Here is a 19,504-nt window from a genome sequence, read left to right on the forward strand (position 1 = left end):
GATGCCCGCGCCCGGCGAGGGCAATGATAAAGCCAGAGCGCCGTGTCTCGTATTTGAGGCTCGGCGCTCTAAGGCTCAGGCGGCGGCGTGCACCGCGATCAGCGGGCAGTCGCAGGCGCTGCGTTCGATCTGCACCGTGGTGTGGGCGATGCCAAAATGCTCGTGCAGTTCTTCGGCCAGTTCGAGCAGAAACGAATCGGTATTCTCGCTGTCGGGCATCACCAGATGGGCGGTCAGCGCCACCGCACTGGTGCTGAGCGACCAGATGTGGAGGTCGTGCAACTCGGTTACGCCGGGCTGATCGAGTATGAAGGCTTCGACCGCCGCCCGGTCGATCCCGGCCGGAACCGCATCGAGGGCAAGATCAAGCGAATCGCGGAACAGGCCCCAGGTGCCGATGGCGATGATCGCGACGATGGCCAGACCGATCACCGGATCGATCCAGTTCCAGCCGGTCAGCGCGATCAGTCCGGCGGCGACGATCACGCCGCCCGAGATCGCGGCATCGGCGGCCATGTGAAGGAACGCCCCGCGCAGATTGAGATCGCTGCTCGCCCCCTTGCGGAACATCAGGGCGGTGATGCCATTGATCACCAGCCCCACGGCGGCGACCGCCATCACCGGTCCGGCTTCGATCGGGGTGGCTTCGGTCAGCAGGCGCCGCACCGCTTCCCACCCGATCGCGCCCAGGCCGAACAGCAGCAGCCCGGCATTGCTGAGCGCGGCGAGGATGGTGCCGCGTCCTAGCCCATAGGTCAGCCGCCCGGTTGGCCGCCGCCGCGCCAGTGCCATCGCGCCCCAGGCCAGCAGCAGCCCGGCGACGTCGGCGAGGTTGTGACCGGCATCGGCCAGCAGCGCCAGCGAGCCGAAGGCGATGCCGCAGCCCGCTTCGACCAGGACGAAGCCGAGATTGAGCCCGGCCCCGATCGCGAAGGCGCTATTGTGGCTGGGGAGCGGATGGTGGTGGTGATGGCCGAGCCCATGGCCATGACCATGATCGTGTCCATGGCTATGGCTATGGTCGTGCTCATGGCTATGATCGTGGCCCATCGCCCCCTCCCCTCAAAATCAGACGCATTCGCAATCAAGACTCGCAACGACCCCGCCGTCAAGAGCAGCGATGGTCGGTGACGGATTTACGAAAGGTGGATTTGGGGCCTCAATTGCATTGAGCCGGGCGGCGGCGAGGAATATGCTGCATTGCACAATTCCCCCCTGGAGGTCCGTTGAGATGACTAAAGCCGCTGCCGCCGTCGAGTCGCCTGAACCGGTTCGCACCCTGTCGCTGGCTGGAAAGAAAGGTCTGATTATCGGGATCGCCAACCGCCAGAGCATCGCCTATGGCGTCGCCCGCCATGTTCACGCCTATGGAGCCGAACTGGCGATCACCTACCTTAACGAAAAGAGCGACAAATACGTCCGCCCGCTGGCCGAAGAAGTGAAGGCCCCGATCTATATGCCTTGCGACGTCCGCGAGGAAGGTCAGCTTGAAGCGGTGTTCGCCGCGATCACCGAAACATGGGGCAAGCTCGATTTCGTTATCCATGCGATCGCGTTTGCCAACCGCGAGGATCTGCATGGGCGGGTGGTCGATTGCTCGCGCGACGGCTTCGCCCTGGCGATGGACGTTTCGTGCTTCTCGTTCATCCGCTGCGCCAAGCTGGCCGAGCCGCTGATGAAGGACGGGGGCTGCCTCGTCACCCTGTCCTATTACGGCGGGCGCAAGGTGGTCGATCATTACAACGTGATGGGACCGGTCAAGGCGGCGCTGGAAAGCACCACCAAATATCTCGCTCACGAATTGGGGCCGAAGGGGATTCGGGTGCTGACTCTGTCGCCCGGCCCGCTGCGGACCCGCGCCGCCTCTGGTATCGCCCATTTCGACGAATTGTTGGATGCCGCCGCCGCCAAGGCGCCCACCCATCAATTGGCCGATATCGACGATGTCGGCTCGTTCGCGGCCTATCTGGTCAGCGATCTCGCCAAATCGGTGACCGGGACCACCCTGTTCATCGACGGCGGCGCCCACATCGTCGGTTAGGCCGGAAGCTTGGCCTCGACGGCGGGCAACGCCTCGGGGGTGCCGACATGGAACCAGCCGCCATCGTGAACGATGGCGGCCAGCCGCCCCTGCGCCAAAGCCCGGTCGTAGAGGACATTCAGCGAAAACCGTCCGCTTGGCGCGGTTGCGAACAGACGGGGGTGGAGGAGTTGCACCCCGGTGAACAGATAGGGCGCGCGGGCCGCGTCGCCCCGGCGGCGGGGCCGCCCGTCGGGCTCAAGGAAGAAATCACCCGGCCCGTCATGGCCGACCGCCGTTGCGGTGGGGTGAAGCAGCAACAGCGCATCCATCCGGGAATCGTCCCAGGCGGCGCGCAGCCGCTCTAGCGCCGGAACCGCGCCCTCGGTCCATAAAATGTCGGCATTGACGACGAAGAACGCCGCGTCGCCGAGATGGGGCAGGGCGCGGGTGACGCCGCCGCCGGTCTCCAGCAATTCCTCCTCGGGCGACAGCACGATCTTGGGCCGCCCGGCGAGGTGGTCGCGGATTTTCTCGCCCAGCCAGTGGCAATTGACGACGATCTGGCTCACCCCGGCGGCATCGAGGGCATCGAGGGCGCGGTCGAGCATCGTCCGCCCCGCCACCGGCACCAGCGGCTTCGGAATCGTCAGGGTGATCGGCCGCATCCGCAGCCCCAGCCCGGCGGCCAGCACCATCGCGTGGGAGAACGGCGCGGTCATGGCGCGGGCACGCCGCGGCGGTCGGCCGGGATGACCCGGTCGAACCACTCCGCCAGTTCGGACAAAACGGGATGGGTCAGGGAGGCGTTCAGCAGCCGCCAGACCCGGGGAATGTGGCCGAGATAGAGCGGCTTGCCGTCGCGCCGGGCCAGCCGGGTGAAGATGCCGATCACCTTGGCGTGACGTTGCGCCGCCATCACCGCCCACGAGGCTTCGAAGCTGATCCGGTCCAGCCCGCCGACCCGCGCCAGCCAGCGTTGCTTCATCCGCTCGACCAGCAGGGGGGCGATGTCGCGGCGGGCATCTTCCAGCAGCGACATCAGATCGTAGGTGGCGGGACCGGCAACCGCGTCCTGGAAATCGAGCAGGCCGCATCCGGCCAGACCGGGCCGCTCCAGCCGCATCAAATTGTCGATGTGGAAATCGCGCAGCACCAGGGTTTCCGGGGCCAGCCGGGCAATCGGGAACAGTCTGCGCCAGATCGCCAGATAGGCCTCGCGCTGGGGGGCGGGGAGGGGCGAGCCGGTCACCGCCGGATAATACCAGTCGGTCAGCAGCGCCGCTTCGGTCAGCAGGCGCTCGTCGTCATAGCGGGGCAGGCCGGGCGGAATCGCCTCGGGCCGGGCCGCGATCTCGGCCAGAACGTCGGTCGCCAGAGCATAGAGGGCGGTTTCGTCCTCACCAGCGGCCAGACAGCGGGTGTAGGTGCGGTCGCCCAGATCTTCGAGCAGCAGCAGGCCGTTGCTCTCGTCCACCCCGAGCAGGCGGGGCGCCGACAGGCCCAGGCTCTCGATATGCCGGGCCAGGGCGACGAAGGGACGGACGTCTTCCTGGGGCGGCGGGGCGTCCATCAGCACCGCCGTTTCGGCTCCGCGCCGCAGCCGGTCGTAATGGCGGAAGCTGGCATCGCCCGCCAGGGGGCGGCGCTCGGCCTCGCCCCAGCAATGGCGGACGAGAAAGGCGCGAATCAGGGACTCGCGGGGGGTGGGGATGGTGTCGGCGGTCACAGGCAAAGCTCTCCGATACGGTCGGCCCAGGAGCCGGTGGCGGTCAGGTGGGCGCGGCGGGCGGTGGCGCGGTCGGTCTCCTCCAACCGCACATCGAGACGGCGGGTGGGCAGCAGCGGCCCCAGCCGGTCCGGCCATTCGATCAGGCAGATGCCCTCGGCAAAGGCGTCCTCGATATCCAGTTCATAGGCGTCATCGGGCCGGTCCAGCCGGTAGAGGTCGAAATGCCATACCGCGCCCGCCGGAGTGTCATAGACCTGGACCAGGGTAAAGGTTGGGCTGGGGACATCCTCGTCGGGGCGGGTCAGCGCCCGGATGAAGGCGCGGGCCAGGGTGCTTTTGCCCGCGCCCAGACCGCCGGTGAGCGCGATCAGATCGCCCGGCCGCGCCAGCGCCGCCAACGCCCGTCCCAGGCGGCAGGTCGAGTCTTCGTCGGGGAGGGGGATCTTAATCGATTGAGACATCATCAAAACGGCTCGGGTTTCATTGGGTCTTGATCGGTTGTGGGCGTTCAGTTCCCAAACCGTGCGATTTCGACGGTAGTTTGGTTAAAGTCGGGGAGTGATATTAGATGATCGGTGCTGGGGCTGACACCCCATGATCGTCGAAAAGAAAAGAGGACGTGTCATGTCCGACGAACTGCGGATTTTGATCGAGAAAGCGCGTCGCGTGCCGGTCTCGGATGAGCAGCGGGAGGCGCAGCGGCGCAGCTTCGCGTTTGGCAATACGTCGATTGAGAATGCCGACATCACCCGCGAAATGATCGACCGTCAGGCCAACGCTTTGATGGCACAAGGTGAGTGACGAGGAAAACCATCGGCGACATAGTGTCGCGCTTGAAGCGGACCTGATCGCCGATCCGATTGCCAAGGCCGAAGCGGAAACCCGCAACGGCCTTCGTCAATTCGACCAGGCTCATTCCTGAAATAGGGGTTTTCCGTCTTTCCACGCCCGATCGTGACTCTGCCCCGAAAACAGGCTAATATGACTTAAGGACAGGCATGTGCATAGATATCATGTCTGGTCCCCCCTTATCCCATCGCGCGACAGAGGTGCCGTCATGTCGGACGAATCCACGATATCATTGCCCGAACTTGAGGCCGATAATCTGGCCGAGGCCGCGTTGCTGCTCGATCATGCCCGCGAGAACCGCGATGCCGGGAAGCTGGCCTTGGCGCTCGACAACAATCTCCAGGTCTGGACCGCGATCCGGACCATTGCCGCCCGTCCCGATGCCACTCTGACCGAAACGGCGCGGGGAAATCTGCTCCGTCTGTCCGATTTCGTCGCCACCAGCACTCTATCGACCGGGGTCAAGATTCCCAACGAGACCCTGAATACCCTGATCAACGTCAACCTTCAGATTTCCGAGGGATTGCTGGAAGGGGCGAAACGATCGGCCGGACTCTGATCCGGCCTGCTCGGCGTCAGTCGAGAAAGCGGGCGACGGTCTGAAGGAAGTTCGCGACGGAGATCGGCTTGGCGATATAGCCCTCGCAGCCGCCCTCGCGGATTTTTTCCTCATCGCCCTTCATCGCGAACGCCGTCACCGCGATCACCGGGATCGAGCGCAAATCGGGGTCGTCCTTCAGAATTCGGGTGATCTCGAGCCCGGAAATCTCGGGTAATTGGATATCCATCAGGATCAGATCGGGCCGGTTGGCGCGGGCGATATCAACCGCCTCGCGTCCATCCTTGGTCTGAAGAGTCCTGTAGCCGTTGGCTTGAAGCAGATCGTTGAACAATTTCATGTTCAATTCATTGTCTTCGACGATCAGGACTGATTTCGTCATGCCACTCCCCGAATGACTATCGAAAGCTGTCCCGGACGCTGATCGCCCGAGAGACGGAACCATTCGACAATTTGCTGCCGTATCATCCCCATTTCGGCAAGACGAGTCAAACGAAGGGATTGAGCAGAAACGGAGAATCGCCCGATCAGGCCGGCCAGACCACGATGTGGTGATCGAGCGGACCGGCGCGGCCCTCGGGCACGGCGCGGCCGCGTACCGAAATCCCGGCGCGATGGACGCTGTCGGGATCGCCCGACACCAGCGGATGCCACCAGGTCAGCCCTTTTCCCTCGGCCAGCAACCGATAAGCGCAGGTCGAGGGCAGCCATGCCAGATCGGCGATCACCGTGGCCGACAATTGAATGCAATCGGGGACGTGGCGCCAGCGATGGGCATAATCGCGGCAGCCGCATTTGCCGAGATCGAGCAGGCGGCAGGCGACGTTGGTGTAATGGATTTCGCCGGTATCGGAATCTTCGAGCTTGTGCAGGCAGCAGCGGCCGCAGCCGTCGCACAGGCTTTCCCACTCTTTGCGGCTGAGGTCTTTCAGCGCCTTGGTTTCCCAGAAGGGGGCGTCGGGGGGAAGCTCGCTCATCCCAGCAACGGGGCCGGAGCGACCCACCAGCCGGGCTGGTGCGCCGACAGACCTTGGGCGGCGACACGAGCGGCTGCCTCGTCGGCGAACAGGCCGAAACAGGTCGCGCCCGATCCCGACATCCGCGCCAGCAGACAAGCGGGCTGGGCGGTGATCGCCGCCAGCATCTCGCCGACCAGCGGCAACAGGGCGATCGCGGGGGCGGTCAGATCATTGCGCCGCGCAGCCAGGGCCTGGGCCAAAGCGTGGGCGTCGGCGGGAGCGTGGGTCAGCGGGTCGGGGGTCGAGAAGTCCGCGGTGCGGGCCTTGAACACCGACGGCGTCGATAGCGGCACCAGCGGATTGACCAGCACCAGCCACGCCGGGGGCAAGGCGGGGGCGGGGGTCAGCACCTCGCCGACGCCTTCCATCCGGGTCGGCCGTCCGGCCAGACAGACCGGGACATCGGCTCCGATCGACAAAGCCAGCGTCCGCATCCGCTCGGGCGGCAGGTCGATCTGCCACAGACGCGACAGGGCGATCAGGGTGGCGGCGGCATCGGCGGAACCGCCGCCGATCCCGGCGGCGACGGGCAGGCGCTTGGTCAGGCGGATGTCGGCGGCGAGCGGAACTCCGGCCGCCTCGGCCAGCAGGCGGGCGGCCTTGACGACGATGTTCTCGCCCTCGGGCAGGCTGGCGGCGGTGGGGCCATCGACATGCAGGGTCAGGCTGTCGGCGGGACGGGCGGTGACGGTGTCGCCGATTCCGGCGAACGCCACCAGCGAGTCGAGCAGGTGATAGCCGTCGGGGCGCTTTCCGGTCACCAACAGGGTCAGATTGACCTTGGCCGGGGCCTCGACGGTAACGAAATGATCGGTCATGCGGGTCACTTGGCAGTCAGGGGTGGAAGCTGGCCGGTCGAGACCTTGGCCTTCAGCGCCTCGATCTGTTCCGGCTCGGGATTGAGGGACAGCGCCCGCTGCCACTGGAAGCGGGCTTCGTCGATGCGGCCGCTGCGCCACAGGGCGTCGCCCAGATGTTCGTTGACGGTGGGGTCTTCGGGCTTCAGTTCGACGCCGCGTTCGAGGTATTTGACCGCCCCGGCGAAATCGCCCAACCGGTACAGCGCCCAGCCCAGCGAATCGACGATGGCGCCGTCGTTGGGGCGCAGCCGCACCGCCCGTTCCAGCAGCGAGCGGCCTTCTTCGAGATTGATGCCCTGATCGACCCAGCTATAGCCGAGATAGTTCAGCACGTCGGGCTGCTCGGGCTTTAGCCGCAGCGCCTGGAGGAAGTCGGCCTCGGCGCGCGGCCATTGCCCCGAGCGTTCCAGCGCGATGCCGCGGGCATAATACAGCGGCCAGATCTGCGGATTGGGGGCGGATCCTTCGGGCGCGGCGCGGCGCAGGGCCAGATCGTAGGCCTCGGCCGCTTCGGGGAAGCGCTTGTGGGCGCGAAAGACGTCGCCCAGGGTCATCGCGGCGTCGTAGCCGTCGGGCCGCATCGCGATCAGGCGGCGCAATTCGGCGATCGCGTCCTCGGTCCGGCCCGCTTCGTCGAAATTGACCGCCAGCCGCAGCCGGGCGTAATCGGCCGCCGGAGACGCGGGGTCGATCGCGTGATAGATCGGCTCGGCCTCGTCCAGCCGCCCCTGACGGCTGAGCACATCGGCCAGCAGCAACTGGCACAGCGGGAAGTTCGGCCGCATCCCCAGCGCCAGCCGGGCGAACACCAGGGCCAGATCGTTGGCTCCGCCCTGACGGGCCAGCGAGGCGGTGTCGAACAGCGATTCGGCCAGCCCGTCCCCGGCGCTGGTGACCGCACGCGGCACGTTGGTTCCGGCTTTCAAGGCGCGGTCGCCGTCGAACAGCGAGCGGTCGGGCTGGGCGGCATGATAGCGGGCGTAAAGGGCGCGGGCGTCGTCGAGGCGGCCGCCGCGCTGGAAGAAGGCTCCGGCGGTTTCGACCGCCCGCAGGCTGCTCTGACCTTCGAGCGCGGCGCGGAGATGCCGTTCGGCTTCGGCCGGACGGTTGGCCAGATCGGCGACCATTCCGGCGTGGAGTTCGAACACCGGGGCAAAGGCGGCGGCGGCCCCGCTTGGCTTTAGCAGCGCCAGCGCTCCGTCGGGATCGCCCTGGCCCTCGCGGCTCCAGGCCAGCATCAAGGGCGCGAGAAAGGCGTTCAAGCCCTTGCGCGGCATCGCCTCGAACCGCTTTTGCGCTGCGGCGAAATCGCCCATTGATGCGGCGCGGACTCCCAGCAACATCGTCGGCAGCGGGGCTTCCTCGTCGATCAGCAACAGCCGCTCGGCCAGCGGCGCGGCCTCGTCCAGCCGCCCCTCGGCGAGCAGAAGGGTGAAGGCGAGTTGCTGCAACTCGGTATTGTCGCGGTCGGCGGCGGCGGCAACCGACAGCAATTGCGCCGCGGCGCGGGTGTCGCCATGGGCATAGGCAAACCGCCCGGCCATATAGGCGCCCAGGCCGCTGGGCTCGACCGCCGCATCGGTCGAAGAGGGCGTGGGCGTGGGCGGCGATCCGCAGGTCGCCAGACTCGCTGCCGCCAGCGCCGCCGCCAAGGCCAGGGCCGGCGGTGTTCCCGTAATGCTCCGTGTCCGCATGGATTGTTTCCTTGGGAGGACGCCGCCGAACCGTGACGGCGCCGATCCCTGCTGATGTCTGGTCCCAGCTTTACATGTTGGGATAGTTGGGTCCACCGCCACCTTCGGGAACCGTCCAGGTGATGTTCTGGGTCGGGTCCTTGATGTCGCAGGTCTTGCAATGCACACAATTCTGCGCGTTGATCTGAAGACGGGCCGGGGCGGCCTCGGTCGCGGCGACGATCTCGTAGACCCCCGCCGGACAGTAACGCTGTTCGGGCGCGTCATAGAGCGGCAGATTGAGCGAAACCGGAATGGCGGGATCGGCCAGCTTCAGATGCGACGGCTGGTTCTCCTCGTGATTGGTGTTCGAGATGAACACGCTGGACAGTTTGTCGAAGCTGACGCTCCCGTCCGGCTTGGGATAGGCGATTGCCGGGTAATCGGCGGCCTTGCCGAGCGCCAGATGGTCGGGCCGATGCTTCAACGTCCACGGCGCGCGGCCGCGCAGGATTTCGTAATCGAAGGCGGAATAGGCCAGACCGCCCCACAAGCCCCAATGGAAGCTGGGGCGGACGTTGCGGGCGCGGTACAGCTCGTCCCACAGCCAGCTATGCCGCAAGGCAGCGGGATAAGCGGTCAGTTCGCCTGCGGGAACCGCTCCGCCGCCGAGCGCCTCGGCCACCGCCTCGGCCGCCACCATCGCCGATTTCATCGCGGTGTGGGTGCCCTTGACCTTGGGGACGTTGAGGAACCCGGCGGTGTCGCCGATCAGCGCGCCGCCGGGGAAGGTCAGCTTGGGGATCGATTGCAGCCCGCCCTCGGACAAAGCGCGGGCACCATAGGAAATCCGCCGTCCGCCTTCGAAGGTCGGGCGGATCGCCGGATGAGTCTTGAAGCGTTGGAACTCGTCGAACGGCGACAGATGCGGGTTGGCGTAATCCAGCCCGACGACGAAGCCGACCGCGACCTGATTGTCTTCGAGGTGATAGAGGAAGGCCCCGCCATAGGTCTTGGTGTCCATCGGCCAGCCGACCGAATGGACGATCTTGCCGGGATGGTGCTGGGCCGGATCGATTTCCCACAATTCCTTGATGCCGATCCCATAGGTCTGGACATCGCAATCGCGGCGCAGGTCGAACCGCTCGAACAAGGTCTTGGTCAGGCTGCCGCGACAGCCTTCGGCGAACAGGGTCTGGCGGGCCAGCAATTCGACGCCGGGGGTGAAGTTGGGGCCGGGCTCGCCCTCCTTGGTCACGCCCATGTCGCCGGTGGCGACGCCCCGGACCGCGCCGGATTCGTCGTAAAGCACTTCGGCGGCGGCGAAACCCGCGAAAATCTCGACCCCCAGCGCCTCGGCCTGGGTGGCCAGCCAGCGGGCGAAATTGCCGAGCGAGATGATGTAATTGCCGTGATTGTTCATCGTCGGCGGCGTCGGCAGCCGGATCGCCCGGCTTTCGGTCAGAAAGAGGAACGAATCGTCGCAGGCCGGGGTGTGCAACGGCGCGCCGCGCTCTTGCCAGTCGGGGAACAGTTCGGCCAGGGTGCGCGGTTCCAGCACCGCGCCCGACAGGATGTGCGCGCCGATTTCCGATCCTTTTTCCAGCACGCAGACGGCGAGATCGGGATCAATCTGTTTCAGCCGGATCGCTGCGGTCAGGCCCGCCGGGCCTCCACCGACGATCACGACATCGAATTCCATGGATTCACGTTCGCTCACAGCATCCCACTCCGCGACGGAACCGCACGTAAGAGAAAGCGGTTCCCGATCAGGCCAGAGTGTTTCTATAGCACACCGTCCGCAACTCTTTCGATCCCCTCTCGTGGATGCGCCTTGTCATCGCCCACCGCGTCCCTTAGAAAACGGAGTTCCGGACGAAAGGGCACAAAGTGATGAAATACGGTCGCAAGCGGGTTCTGGTTACCGGCGGCGCGGGCTTCCTGGGGTCGCATCTGTGCGAGCGGTTGCTCGACGACGGCTGCGACGTCCTGTGTGCCGACAATTTGTTCACCGGGACCAAGGACAACATCGCGCATCTGCTCGGCAATCCGTATTTCGAGCTGATGCGCCATGACGTCACCTTCCCGCTCTATGTCGAAGTTGACGAGATTTACAATCTCGCCTGCCCGGCCTCGCCGGTGCATTACCAGCGCGACCCGGTCCAGACCACCAAGACCAGCGTTCACGGCGCGATCAACATGCTGGGGCTGGCCAAGCGGGTCGGCGCGAAGATTTTCCAGGCCTCGACCTCCGAGGTCTATGGCGATCCCGAAGTTCACCCCCAGACCGAAAATTATCGCGGCAGCGTTAATCCGATCGGTCCGCGCGCCTGCTACGACGAAGGCAAGCGCTGCGCCGAGACCCTGTTCTTCGATTACTGGCGTCAGCACGGGTTGCGGATCAAGGTGGCCCGCATTTTCAACACCTATGGGCCGCGGATGCATCCCGACGATGGCCGGGTGGTGTCGAACTTCATCGTCCAGGCGCTGGAAGGCCGCCCGATCACCCTGTACGGCGACGGCAGCCAGACCCGCAGCTTCTGCTTCGTTGACGATCTGATCGAAGGCTTCCTGCGCCTGATGGCGACCGGCGACGACGTCACCGGCCCGATCAATATCGGCAATCCGCGCGAAATGACGGTGCGTGAACTGGCCGAGATGGTGGTGGCGATGGTCGGCTCGAAATCGGGGATCGTGTTCCAGCCGCTGCCCGCCGACGATCCGTTGCAGCGCCGCCCCGATATCACCCTGGCCAAGGAAACGCTGGGCTGGACGCCGAAGGTGACGCTGGAAGAAGGGTTGGAGCGCACCATCGCCTATTTCCGCGCCCGGATGCAGGCCTAGGAGGGCCGCAAGCCGACCTTTGCCCCCTCTCCCGGTGGGAGGGGGTAACGTCGGACTGTAACGATATTGCTTTGGCGGCCGTCGCCCCCGGGCTTGACCCGGGGGTCGGGGCAGGGCCAAAAAAATAATGGAAAATTTGGATGAGGCGGCGCCAGGAGGATGGCCGGGTCAAGCCCGGCCAAGACGGGCCGGGAATTTTCCCTTAGACCCGGCCAACCTCTAAGCCCCCTCTTCCTCGGGCGTCAGGGTCTTTAGCGCCAAAGCGTGCAGATCGCCGCCCATCTTGCCGCCAAGCGCGTCATAGACCGCCTGATGGCGGCGCACCCGCGACAGGCCGGTGAAACTGGGCGACACCACCAGTGCGGAATAATGGTCGCCGTCGCCGCGCAAATCCTCGATCACCACCTTGGCATCGGGCAGGCCGGAGCGGATCAGCGCTTCGATCTCGGTCGCGGACATCGGCATGGTTGAGTGTCCTTCGCAGCGTCGGGCGCAGGGGCGGACCAAAGCCCGCCCCTGTCTCCGTTTCGTTACTCAGCGGTGCCGTTCATGAAGGCGGGCATCCAGCCTTCGTGAACCTCGGCCAGTTCCTCGACGGCGATGGCGCGGCCACCGACGCTGATGACATGGCCGCCGGTGCGACCGATCACCCGGACGGCGGTGTCGTGCTCGACCGCTTCTTCCAGCACGGTGGGAAGATCGTCGTCGCGGATTTCGAGGAGGTAGCGGCCCTGATCCTCGCCAAAGCACCAGGCGTGCAGCGGCAGGGTCGAGGGGGCGTCGAGCGCGGCTCCGATCTTATCCTGCGAGGCCATCGCCATCTCGGCGACCGCGACCAGCAGGCCGCCGTCGGAAATGTCGTGGCTGGCCTGGACCAGACCGTCGCCGATCAACTGGCGGACCAGTTCACCGGCGCGGCGTTCGCGATGCAGCGCGACCGGCGGCGGCGAGCCTTCCTCGCGGCCGCAGATTTCGCGCAGATAAAGCGACGCGCCCAGCCAGCCCTTGGTCTCGCCGATCAGGACGATGGCGTTGCCCGTGCCCTTGAAGTCGATTGAGGCGCTGCGGCTGACATCGGCCAGCAGACCGACGCCGCCGATCGCCGGGGTGGGCAGGATCGCCTCGCCCTGGGTCTCGTTGTAGAGCGAGACATTGCCCGACACGACCGGGAAATCCAGCTCGCGGCAGGCCTGACCCATGCCCCGGATCGCCTCGACGATCTGGCCCATGATCTCGGGCTTTTCCGGATTGCCGAAATTCAGATTGTCGGTGACGGCGAGCGGCAGCGCGCCGACGGCGGACAGGTTGCGATACGCCTCGGCCACCGCCTGACGGCCGCCTTCATAGGGGTCGGCGACGACATAGCGGGGGGTGACGTCGGTGGTGATCGCGACGCCCTTGCCGGTGGCGTGGACGCGGACCACGGCGGCATCGCCGCCCGGACGCTGGACGGTGTCGCCCATCACCATGTGGTCGTACTGCTCCCAGATCCAGCGGCGCGAGGCGAGGTCGGGGGTGCCCAGCAGGGTCTTCAACGCTTCGACCGGGCAAACCGTCTCGATCTCGCGGGCATCGACCGGCTGACGCTTGGTGGGCAGAACCCAGGGGCGGTCATATTCCGGCGAGGCCAGCGCCAGCGGGTCGATCGGCAAATCGGCGACGATCTCGCCATGGCGCGACAGCACCATCCGCCCGCTGTCGGTCAGATGGCCGACGATGGCGAAGTCGAGTTCCCACTTCTCGAACACGGCGCGGGCCAGATCCTCGCGGCCCGGCTTGATCACCATCAGCATCCGTTCCTGGGATTCCGACAGCATGATCTCGTAGGCGCTCATCCCCTCTTCGCGCATCGGCACGAGGTCGAGATTCATCTCGATCCCCAGCCCGCCCTTCGAGGCCATCTCGAACGAGGACGAGGTCAGACCGGCGGCGCCCATGTCCTGGATCGCGACGATCGCATCGGTCGCCATCAGTTCCAGACAGGCTTCGATCAGCAGCTTCTCGGTGAAGGGGTCGCCGACCTGGACGGTCGGACGCTTTTCCTCGGACTTCTCGTCGAATTCGGCCGAGGCCATCGTCGCGCCGTGGATGCCGTCACGCCCGGTCTTCGAGCCGACATAGACCACCGGATTGCCGATCCCGGCGGCGGCGGAATAGAAAATCCGGTCCTTGTCGGCCAGACCGACGGTCATCGCGTTGACCAGGATGTTGCCGTTGTAGGAGGGGTGGAAATTAACCTCGCCCCCCACCGTCGGCACGCCGACGCAATTGCCATAGCCGCCGATGCCCGACACCACGCCCGCGACAAGGTGACGGGTCTTGGGGTGAGCGGGATCGCCGAAGCGGAGCGCGTTGAGGTTGGCGATCGGCCGCGCGCCCATCGTGAAGACGTCGCGCAGGATGCCGCCGACCCCGGTCGCCGCGCCCTGATAGGGCTCGATGAAGCTGGGGTGGTTGTGGCTTTCCATCTTGAAGATGATCGCCTGATTGTCGCCGATGTCGATGACGCCGGCATTCTCGCCCGGACCACGGATCACCCAAGGCGCCTTGGTCGGCAGGGTCTTCAGCCACTTCTTCGAGGATTTGTACGAGCAATGCTCGGACCACATCACCGAGAAGATGCCGAGTTCGGTCAGATTGGGCTCGCGGCCCAGGATTTCGAGAACCTTGGCGTACTCATCGGGCTTCAGGCCGTGCTGGGCGATGATGTCGGGGGTGATCGCGGTCAAGACAGGGCCTCCACCAGGGAATCGAACATCGTCTTGCCATCCGACCCGCCAAGCAGGTCTTCGGCCAGTCGCTCGGGATGCGGCATCAGCCCCAGCACGGTGCGGCCGGAATTGTAGATGCCGGCGATGTTGCCGAGCGAGCCGTTGGGATTGGCCGCCTCGGTCACCGCGCCGTTGGAATCGCAGTAGCGGAAGGCGACCTGACCGTTGCCTTCGATCGCCTTGACCGTCTCGGCATCGGCGAAGAAATTGCCCTCGGCATGGGCGATCGGGAACCGCACCACCTGTCCGGCCTGATAGCCCCGGGTGAAGTCGGTCGCGTCGGTCTCGACCCGAAGGTGGACGTCGCGGCAGATGAAGCGCAGATCGCGGTTACGCATCAAGACGCCGGGAAGCAGACCGGCTTCGGTCAGGATCTGGAAGCCGTTGCAGATGCCCAGCACGCGGGTTCCCTTCTCGGCGCGGGCCTTGACCTCGCGCAGGACCGGCGAGTGGGCCGCCATCGCGCCGCAGCGCAGATAGTCGCCATAGGAGAACCCGCCCGGCACGACGATCAGATCGAGATCGGGCAGGTCGGTATCGCGGTGCCATACCATCAGGGGGCGGTGGCCCAGGCTGGCTTCCAGCGCCACGGCGACGTCGCGGTCGCAGTTGGAGCCGGGGAAAACGATGATCGCGGCTTTCAAGGGCAGGGCCTTCGCGCAAGTGAAGTCGAGGGAATGGTGTACCCCGGATGCGCCCCGGATTCCAGACGCTTCAAGCAAGGGGGCGGCGGAGGGGAGGGGGTAACAGACAAAGGGGGCGCCGCCACGAAGGGTGCGCCCCCTTCATCTGAGCCGGAAAAGGATGACGCCGCGCGTGCGGGCCGCGCCACGATCGTCAGGGGGGTGGGGATGGGCGGGGGTCCCCCTGGACGGGTATTCCGGCAGTCGTGCGGAGGCTTGGACTGTCCCTCCGGCACAGCTACATCTAAATTAACAGAATTCCAGGAAATGAACATCGAAAATGTGTCTAAACGTGACGTTTTGTACTCGTCACATATTTATATGTATTCTATTTAAATTAACAAACAATTTTATCTAAATGAGATGGCTTGCCCCGACGCGTCGTCGCCGTCACGATATGCGGGCTCGGCGCAACAGGCCGAATCGGCAAGGAGACAGGCGATGCGATTGGGGCGGTTGGGGCTGGCGCTGGTGCTGCTGATCGGGCTGGTCGTGGGCGGGCCGAGTATTGCGGCCCAGACGGTCGAATTCGGCTCGACGCGGGTCGAACTGGTTGCCGCCAACGGACACCGCACTCCCTTGATGGTCGAACTGGCGGCAACGCCCGAGCAGTTGGAGCAGGGGCTGATGTTTCGCCCCTACCTCGCTCCGGAGGCGGGGATGCTGTTCGATTTCGGGCGGCCGCGTCTGGTGGCGATGTGGATGAAGAACACCCTGATCCCACTCGACATGCTGTTCCTCGACGCTGCGGGGCGGATTGTCCATATCGAGGCCAACGCCGAACCCGGCTCGCTCCAGCCGCGCGGTCCGGTCCAGAAAGTCCTGGCCGTGCTGGAATTGCCGGCGGGCGGGGCCGCCCGGTTTGGCCTGCGCCTTGGCGATCGCGTCGCGCACCCCATATTCGAGCAAGACCCGGTCAAATCTCAGTAACTATTTTCTGCTAAGATCGGCGCGTCGCCAAACCCCGAGGTCGCCCATGCAGACTCCGACCGCCGACACTGCCGCCAGCCAGATCGCCTCTGCCTCCAGCACGGGCCGAATCGTCACCGGTATCCGCGAGGCCGCCAGCGCCACCGGGGTTTCGTTCGATTACCTGTTGTCTCAGGCCGCACGCGAAAGCGGACTGGATCCCCAGGCCCGCAACACCCGCTCGTCGGCGGCGGGGCTGTTCCAATTCACCAGCCAGACCTGGCTGGACATGGTGCGTCGCCATGGCGCCAAGCACGGTCTGGGCGAGCAGGCCGCCGCGATCACCCGGGGCGCCAACGGCCGCCTCGACATCGCCGATAAGGCGGTGAAGGCGGCGGTGCTTGATTTGCGCAAGGATCCCGAATTGTCGGCGATGATGGCGGCCGAATATGCCCGCGACAATTCCAAAATTCTGGAACGCAAGCTGGGCCGTCCCGCCACCGCGTCGGACCTTCATCTCGCCCACTTCCTGGGGGCGGGTGGAGCGGTCCGGGTGATCGAAGGGATGGCGAGCGACCCGGACAATTCCGCTCACAGCCTGCTGCCCGAGGCGGCGCGGGCCAATCCCGAACTGTTCCGCGATCCCGGCAGCCGCGAGGCCCGCACCGTTACCAGTCTCTATAATTCCGTGCAGGCCCGCCACCAGGGCGGGTCCAATGGGCGCGCCGATCTTGCTGCCTTGCGCCCCGAACCGCGCCCCGATCTTGAGGCCGAGCAGGCGGTGGCCCAGCAAGTGGCAGTCCAGTCGGCGGCTGTGGCCGATCCGGCGGTAACCCTGGTTGCAACCGACGCGAGACCGGCGGCGGAGCCTTCCTCCGCCGCCGTGACGGTGGCGCTGTCCGACGGCGGCGGCTTTCGCGCCGCGATCCCGACCGTGGCGACCGCCCGTGTCGAGGTCCGCAGCATGAAGGACATCGTCGCCGCGATCCGCGCCGGTCAGGACGTTTAGGGAGACTCCGTTCGATGGCGATGGGTCCGGACCCGCGTAATCCCCATCCGATGGCGGGATTTCCTCAGGTGTGCTTCATCCGCAACACCGTGTCCAATCCCAATATCGAAATCGGCGAATACACCTATTACGACGACCCGGACGGGTCGGAAGAGTTCGAGCGGAATGTTCTCTATCACTTCCCGTTTATCGGCGACAAATTGGTGATCGGGAAGTTCTGTGCCCTGGCTCGTGGCGTCAAATTCATCATGAACGGCGCCAATCACAAGATGTCGGGATTTTCCACCTATCCGTTTTATATTTTCGGCAATGGTTGGGAATCGGTGGCGCCCGATCCGGCGGATCTGCCCTATAAGGGCGACACATTGGTCGGCAACGATGTCTGGATCGGCTACGACGCCCTGGTGATGCCGGGGGTTACGATCGGCAATGGTGCGATCATTTCGGCCCGTTCGGTGGTGACCGCCGACGTGCCCGCTTATGCGATCGTTGGGGGCAATCCGGCGCGGACGATCCGCAGCCGTTTCTCACCGGAAACGATTGAGGTCCTGAACCGGCTGGCGTGGTGGGATTGGCCGATAGAGCGGATTACCCAGCATCTGCCCCTGATCGTTTCGGGCGATATCGAAGCCCTGTGCGCGGCGGCCCCGTCGCCCTAAGACGATTACCGGACCGCCGCGCTCGTCCAACTCAGCGATTTGAACGGTTGGCCTATACCCAGCCGCCATTGCGGCGGCGGCCAAGCGGGCGGATGCCCGCGGCTCCGGCAGAGGGACCGTACAACCGGCCAAGTACTTGGCCGGTTGGTATCACGCGTCGCGCGCCAGTTCGTAGAGGGCGATTGCGGTGGCGTTCGAGACGTTAAGGCTTTCCATTTCCCCGATCATCGGCAAGCGGACCAGATGGTCGCAATGCTCGCGGGTCAGGCGGCGCAAGCCGTCGCCCTCGGCTCCCAACACCATCGCCACCCGTCCCGACAATCCGGCCTGGGCCAGCGTCTTGGGGGCGTCGGCGGCCAGACCGGCGATCCAGAACCCGCCTTCCTTCAGCAGGTCGAGGGTGCGGGCCAGATTGGTCACCCGCACCAGCGGCATCCGTTCCAGCGCACCCGAGGCCGATTTGGCCAGCGCGCCGGTTTCCTCGGGGGCGTGACGGTCGGGCACCACTACCGCCAGCGCGCCGAACGCGGCGGCCGAGCGCAAGATCGCTCCGACATTGTGCGGGTCGGTGACCTGATCCAGCACGACGACGATCGCCTGTTCGGTCAGGGCTCCGGCGCGGACAACATCCTCGATCCCCCAGGCGGGAAGCGGTTCGACCAGCACGGCCACGCCCTGATGCACCGCTCCGGCGGGGAGCAGGCGGTCGATTTCGGGCCGGGCCATCAGATCGGGGGCCAGGCGCGAGGGGGGCAGGGTGCGGGCCATTTCGGCGGTGGCGACGAGACGGCGGACCTTGCGTTCGGGATTGACCAACGCCGCCATGACCGCGTGAGTTCCGTAAAGCCAGACCGAGGCCCCGCCGCCGCGATCGCCGCCGTCCCGGTGTCCGCCGCCGCGCGCTGGCGGCCGTCCCCGGCGAGAGGGGGGGGAATCGTCGCTGGAATGTGTGGGTTTCATCGGGTACCTCCAATGCCAGCGTTGTAGTGAGTCATTTTCGGATTGACAAGCGCTGGCAAATTCCCATAGTACAGCGCTCCCGTCGCCCCCGGCTTTCGCTGGTGGTAGAGGATGGGGAGGGGTGGCCGAGCGGTCAATGGCAGCAGACTGTAAATCTGCCGACGGAAGTCTACGAAGGTTCGAATCCTTCTCCCTCCACCAAACTCTTCTTCGGATGATCCCGGGGAGGCGGAGTACGCTTCTCGGGAAAGCGCCGGGTGGTGAGAGGTCGCGTGGACGGATTGGCGGGTGTAGCTCAATGGTAGAGCAACAGCCTTCCAAGCTGATGACGGGGGTTCGATTCCCCTCACCCGCTCCATCCGCGCTTACGGCGGCCCGACCGGGTCCAGGCATTGAACCATGCGGCAGCCGCCGCGATCAGACGGGTTGAAAAATGGCTAAGGCGAAATTCGAGCGCAACAAGCCGCACTGCAACATCGGCACCATCGGTCACGTTGACCATGGCAAGACCTCGTTGACTGCGGCGATCACCAAGGTTCTGGCCGAGACCGGCGGAGCCACCTTCACGGCCTACGACCAGATCGACAAGGCCCCGGAAGAGAAGGCCCGTGGTATCACCATTTCGACGGCTCACGTGGAATACGAGACGGCCAACCGTCACTATGCCCACGTCGATTGCCCCGGCCACGCCGACTATGTGAAGAACATGATCACCGGCGCGGCGCAGATGGACGGCGCGATTCTGGTGGTGTCGGCCGCTGACGGCCCGATGCCGCAGACCCGCGAGCACATCCTGCTGGCGCGTCAGGTCGGCGTTCCGGCGCTGGTCGTGTTCATGAACAAGGTCGACATGGTCGATGATCCCGAGCTGCTCGACCTCGTCGAGCTCGAGGTTCGCGAGCTGCTGTCGTCCTACGATTTCCCTGGCGACGATATTCCGATCGTCAAGGGCTCGGC

General features: G+C 65.5%; 22 protein-coding genes and 2 tRNA genes. 11 read left to right on the top strand and 13 right to left on the bottom strand.

Going from position 1 to position 19,504, the window contains the following annotated elements; genetic code table 11:
* Window positions 1-75: 75 nt before the first annotated feature.
* Entirely contained in the window at window positions 76-1,050 is a 975-nt protein-coding gene (locus BLW40_RS16215) for a cation diffusion facilitator family transporter (protein WP_074770435.1), read from the bottom strand.
* Window positions 1,051-1,231: 181 nt separating this feature from the next.
* On the opposite strand from BLW40_RS16215, the gene fabI reads away from it, so the two are divergent.
* On the top strand, window positions 1,232-2,041 hold the full coding sequence (gene fabI / locus BLW40_RS16220; protein WP_170834605.1) for an enoyl-ACP reductase FabI: 810 nt from the start codon (window positions 1,232-1,234) through the stop codon (window positions 2,039-2,041).
* Here fabI and BLW40_RS16225 read toward each other — a convergent pair.
* Genes BLW40_RS16225 through tsaE form a run of 3 tightly spaced genes read right to left on the bottom strand, consistent with a single transcriptional unit; the run spans window position 2,038 to window position 4,213 of the window.
* Entirely contained in the window at window positions 2,038-2,742 is a 705-nt protein-coding gene (locus BLW40_RS16225) for a nucleotidyltransferase family protein (RefSeq protein WP_074770436.1), read from the bottom strand. The genes fabI and BLW40_RS16225 overlap by 4 nt on opposite strands.
* Entirely contained in the window at window positions 2,739-3,749 is a 1,011-nt protein-coding gene (locus BLW40_RS16230; RefSeq protein ID WP_244511236.1) for an aminoglycoside phosphotransferase family protein, read from the bottom strand. The genes BLW40_RS16225 and BLW40_RS16230 overlap by 4 nt, the downstream gene beginning before the upstream one ends.
* Entirely contained in the window at window positions 3,746-4,213 is a 468-nt protein-coding gene (gene tsaE, locus BLW40_RS16235) for a tRNA (adenosine(37)-N6)-threonylcarbamoyltransferase complex ATPase subunit type 1 TsaE (RefSeq protein ID WP_074770471.1), read from the bottom strand. Before tsaE ends, BLW40_RS16230 begins: the two co-directional genes overlap by 4 nt.
* Before the next feature lie 163 nt (window positions 4,214-4,376).
* Here tsaE and BLW40_RS17725 point away from each other — a divergent pair, with 163 nt between their 5' ends.
* The 3 genes from BLW40_RS17725 to BLW40_RS16245 all read left to right on the top strand — a co-directional run bounded on the left by BLW40_RS17725 (window position 4,377) and on the right by BLW40_RS16245 (window position 5,160).
* Window positions 4,377-4,553: a hypothetical protein gene (locus tag BLW40_RS17725; RefSeq protein ID WP_170834607.1), complete on the top strand. Its 177-nt coding sequence runs from the start codon at window positions 4,377-4,379 to the stop codon at window positions 4,551-4,553.
* Complete coding sequence (locus BLW40_RS18105) at window positions 4,546-4,674, top strand: hypothetical protein (RefSeq protein ID WP_280139931.1); 129 nt, start codon at window positions 4,546-4,548, stop codon at window positions 4,672-4,674. The genes BLW40_RS17725 and BLW40_RS18105 overlap by 8 nt, the downstream gene beginning before the upstream one ends.
* A gap of 135 nt (window positions 4,675-4,809) precedes the next feature.
* Window positions 4,810-5,160: a flagellar biosynthesis regulator FlaF gene (locus BLW40_RS16245; protein WP_074770440.1), complete on the top strand. Its 351-nt coding sequence runs from the start codon at window positions 4,810-4,812 to the stop codon at window positions 5,158-5,160.
* Window positions 5,161-5,176: 16 nt separating this feature from the next.
* Here the strand turns inward: BLW40_RS16245 and BLW40_RS16250 are convergent, their stop codons facing one another.
* The 5 genes from BLW40_RS16250 to BLW40_RS16270 form a co-directional block, all read right to left on the bottom strand.
* Complete coding sequence (locus BLW40_RS16250; RefSeq protein ID WP_074770442.1) at window positions 5,177-5,542, bottom strand: response regulator; 366 nt, start codon at window positions 5,540-5,542, stop codon at window positions 5,177-5,179.
* A 145-nt stretch (window positions 5,543-5,687) separates the two neighbouring features.
* Window positions 5,688-6,137 carry a YcgN family cysteine cluster protein gene (locus BLW40_RS16255; RefSeq protein ID WP_074770444.1) on the bottom strand — a complete coding sequence of 150 codons (450 nt, stop codon included), beginning with the start codon at window positions 6,135-6,137 and terminating at the stop codon, window positions 5,688-5,690.
* The gene (locus BLW40_RS16260) at window positions 6,134-6,997 is read right to left on the bottom strand and encodes a 4-(cytidine 5'-diphospho)-2-C-methyl-D-erythritol kinase (protein WP_074770446.1); all 864 of its coding nucleotides are present in this window, start codon (window positions 6,995-6,997) and stop codon (window positions 6,134-6,136) included. The genes BLW40_RS16255 and BLW40_RS16260 overlap by 4 nt, the downstream gene beginning before the upstream one ends.
* Window positions 6,998-7,002: 5 nt before the next feature.
* Entirely contained in the window at window positions 7,003-8,733 is a 1,731-nt protein-coding gene (locus BLW40_RS16265; protein ID WP_074770448.1) for a tetratricopeptide repeat protein, read from the bottom strand.
* A gap of 70 nt (window positions 8,734-8,803) precedes the next feature.
* The gene (locus BLW40_RS16270; RefSeq protein WP_074770450.1) at window positions 8,804-10,414 is read right to left on the bottom strand and encodes an electron transfer flavoprotein-ubiquinone oxidoreductase; all 1,611 of its coding nucleotides are present in this window, start codon (window positions 10,412-10,414) and stop codon (window positions 8,804-8,806) included.
* Window positions 10,415-10,605: 191 nt separating this feature from the next.
* Here BLW40_RS16270 and BLW40_RS16275 point away from each other — a divergent pair, with 191 nt between their 5' ends.
* Window positions 10,606-11,556: a UDP-glucuronic acid decarboxylase family protein gene (locus BLW40_RS16275; protein WP_074770452.1), complete on the top strand. Its 951-nt coding sequence runs from the start codon at window positions 10,606-10,608 to the stop codon at window positions 11,554-11,556.
* A 219-nt stretch (window positions 11,557-11,775) separates the two neighbouring features.
* On the opposite strand, the gene BLW40_RS16280 is transcribed toward BLW40_RS16275, so the two are convergent.
* The 3 genes from BLW40_RS16280 to purQ form a co-directional block, all read right to left on the bottom strand.
* Window positions 11,776-12,021, bottom strand: coding sequence for a BolA family protein (locus tag BLW40_RS16280; protein WP_074770454.1), 246 nt, complete (start codon window positions 12,019-12,021; stop codon window positions 11,776-11,778).
* A gap of 65 nt (window positions 12,022-12,086) precedes the next feature.
* Entirely contained in the window at window positions 12,087-14,285 is a 2,199-nt protein-coding gene (gene purL, locus BLW40_RS16285) for a phosphoribosylformylglycinamidine synthase subunit PurL (protein WP_074770456.1), read from the bottom strand.
* Window positions 14,282-14,971 carry a phosphoribosylformylglycinamidine synthase subunit PurQ gene (purQ, locus tag BLW40_RS16290; protein ID WP_074770457.1) on the bottom strand — a complete coding sequence of 230 codons (690 nt, stop codon included), beginning with the start codon at window positions 14,969-14,971 and terminating at the stop codon, window positions 14,282-14,284. Before purQ ends, purL begins: the two co-directional genes overlap by 4 nt.
* Window positions 14,972-15,451: 480 nt before the next feature.
* Here purQ and BLW40_RS16295 point away from each other — a divergent pair, with 480 nt between their 5' ends.
* The 3 genes from BLW40_RS16295 to BLW40_RS16305 are packed head-to-tail and all read left to right on the top strand — an operon-like array spanning window position 15,452 to window position 17,587.
* Window positions 15,452-15,940, top strand: coding sequence for a DUF192 domain-containing protein (locus BLW40_RS16295; RefSeq protein ID WP_074770459.1), 489 nt, complete (start codon window positions 15,452-15,454; stop codon window positions 15,938-15,940).
* Between the two features lie 46 nt (window positions 15,941-15,986).
* The gene (locus BLW40_RS16300; protein WP_074770461.1) at window positions 15,987-16,928 is read left to right on the top strand and encodes a transglycosylase SLT domain-containing protein; all 942 of its coding nucleotides are present in this window, start codon (window positions 15,987-15,989) and stop codon (window positions 16,926-16,928) included.
* Window positions 16,929-16,942: 14 nt separating this feature from the next.
* Window positions 16,943-17,587: a Vat family streptogramin A O-acetyltransferase gene (locus BLW40_RS16305; RefSeq protein ID WP_074770463.1), complete on the top strand. Its 645-nt coding sequence runs from the start codon at window positions 16,943-16,945 to the stop codon at window positions 17,585-17,587.
* A gap of 150 nt (window positions 17,588-17,737) precedes the next feature.
* Here the strand turns inward: BLW40_RS16305 and rlmB are convergent, their stop codons facing one another.
* Complete coding sequence (gene rlmB / locus BLW40_RS16310; RefSeq protein ID WP_083386841.1) at window positions 17,738-18,547, bottom strand: 23S rRNA (guanosine(2251)-2'-O)-methyltransferase RlmB; 810 nt, start codon at window positions 18,545-18,547, stop codon at window positions 17,738-17,740.
* A gap of 115 nt (window positions 18,548-18,662) precedes the next feature.
* Between rlmB and BLW40_RS16315 the strand changes: the two genes are divergently transcribed.
* From BLW40_RS16315 to BLW40_RS16325, 3 genes are all read left to right on the top strand, one after another.
* Window positions 18,663-18,748, top strand: a tRNA-Tyr gene (locus BLW40_RS16315).
* Window positions 18,749-18,831: 83 nt separating this feature from the next.
* Window positions 18,832-18,905 (top strand) — tRNA-Gly (locus tag BLW40_RS16320).
* A 75-nt stretch (window positions 18,906-18,980) separates the two neighbouring features.
* On the top strand, window positions 18,981-19,504 hold a 524-nt coding region (locus BLW40_RS16325; protein ID WP_139305622.1), incomplete at its 3' end, for a GTP-binding protein.

This window comes from Magnetospirillum fulvum (assembly GCF_900108475.1).
GTDB lineage: Bacteria > Pseudomonadota > Alphaproteobacteria > Rhodospirillales > Magnetospirillaceae > Phaeospirillum > Phaeospirillum fulvum_A.

Coding starts and splice junctions, on each gene's coding strand:
- BLW40_RS16215 (WP_074770435.1), bottom strand. CDS start 1,050: ATGGGCCACGATCATAGCCATGAGCACGACCATAGCCATAGCCATGGA.
- fabI (WP_170834605.1), top strand. CDS start 1,232: ATGACTAAAGCCGCTGCCGCCGTCGAGTCGCCTGAACCGGTTCGCACC.
- BLW40_RS16225 (WP_074770436.1), bottom strand. CDS start 2,742: ATGACCGCGCCGTTCTCCCACGCGATGGTGCTGGCCGCCGGGCTGGGG.
- tsaE (WP_074770471.1), bottom strand. CDS start 4,213: ATGTCTCAATCGATTAAGATCCCCCTCCCCGACGAAGACTCGACCTGC.
- BLW40_RS17725 (WP_170834607.1), top strand. CDS start 4,377: ATGTCCGACGAACTGCGGATTTTGATCGAGAAAGCGCGTCGCGTGCCG.
- BLW40_RS16245 (WP_074770440.1), top strand. CDS start 4,810: ATGTCGGACGAATCCACGATATCATTGCCCGAACTTGAGGCCGATAAT.
- BLW40_RS16250 (WP_074770442.1), bottom strand. CDS start 5,542: ATGACGAAATCAGTCCTGATCGTCGAAGACAATGAATTGAACATGAAA.
- BLW40_RS16255 (WP_074770444.1), bottom strand. CDS start 6,137: ATGAGCGAGCTTCCCCCCGACGCCCCCTTCTGGGAAACCAAGGCGCTG.
- BLW40_RS16260 (WP_074770446.1), bottom strand. CDS start 6,997: ATGACCGATCATTTCGTTACCGTCGAGGCCCCGGCCAAGGTCAATCTG.
- BLW40_RS16265 (WP_074770448.1), bottom strand. CDS start 8,733: ATGCGGACACGGAGCATTACGGGAACACCGCCGGCCCTGGCCTTGGCG.
- BLW40_RS16270 (WP_074770450.1), bottom strand. CDS start 10,414: ATGGAATTCGATGTCGTGATCGTCGGTGGAGGCCCGGCGGGCCTGACC.
- BLW40_RS16275 (WP_074770452.1), top strand. CDS start 10,606: ATGAAATACGGTCGCAAGCGGGTTCTGGTTACCGGCGGCGCGGGCTTC.
- BLW40_RS16280 (WP_074770454.1), bottom strand. CDS start 12,021: ATGCCGATGTCCGCGACCGAGATCGAAGCGCTGATCCGCTCCGGCCTG.
- BLW40_RS16295 (WP_074770459.1), top strand. CDS start 15,452: ATGCGATTGGGGCGGTTGGGGCTGGCGCTGGTGCTGCTGATCGGGCTG.
- BLW40_RS16300 (WP_074770461.1), top strand. CDS start 15,987: ATGCAGACTCCGACCGCCGACACTGCCGCCAGCCAGATCGCCTCTGCC.
- BLW40_RS16305 (WP_074770463.1), top strand. CDS start 16,943: ATGGCGATGGGTCCGGACCCGCGTAATCCCCATCCGATGGCGGGATTT.
- rlmB (WP_083386841.1), bottom strand. CDS start 18,547: ATGAAACCCACACATTCCAGCGACGATTCCCCCCCCTCTCGCCGGGGA.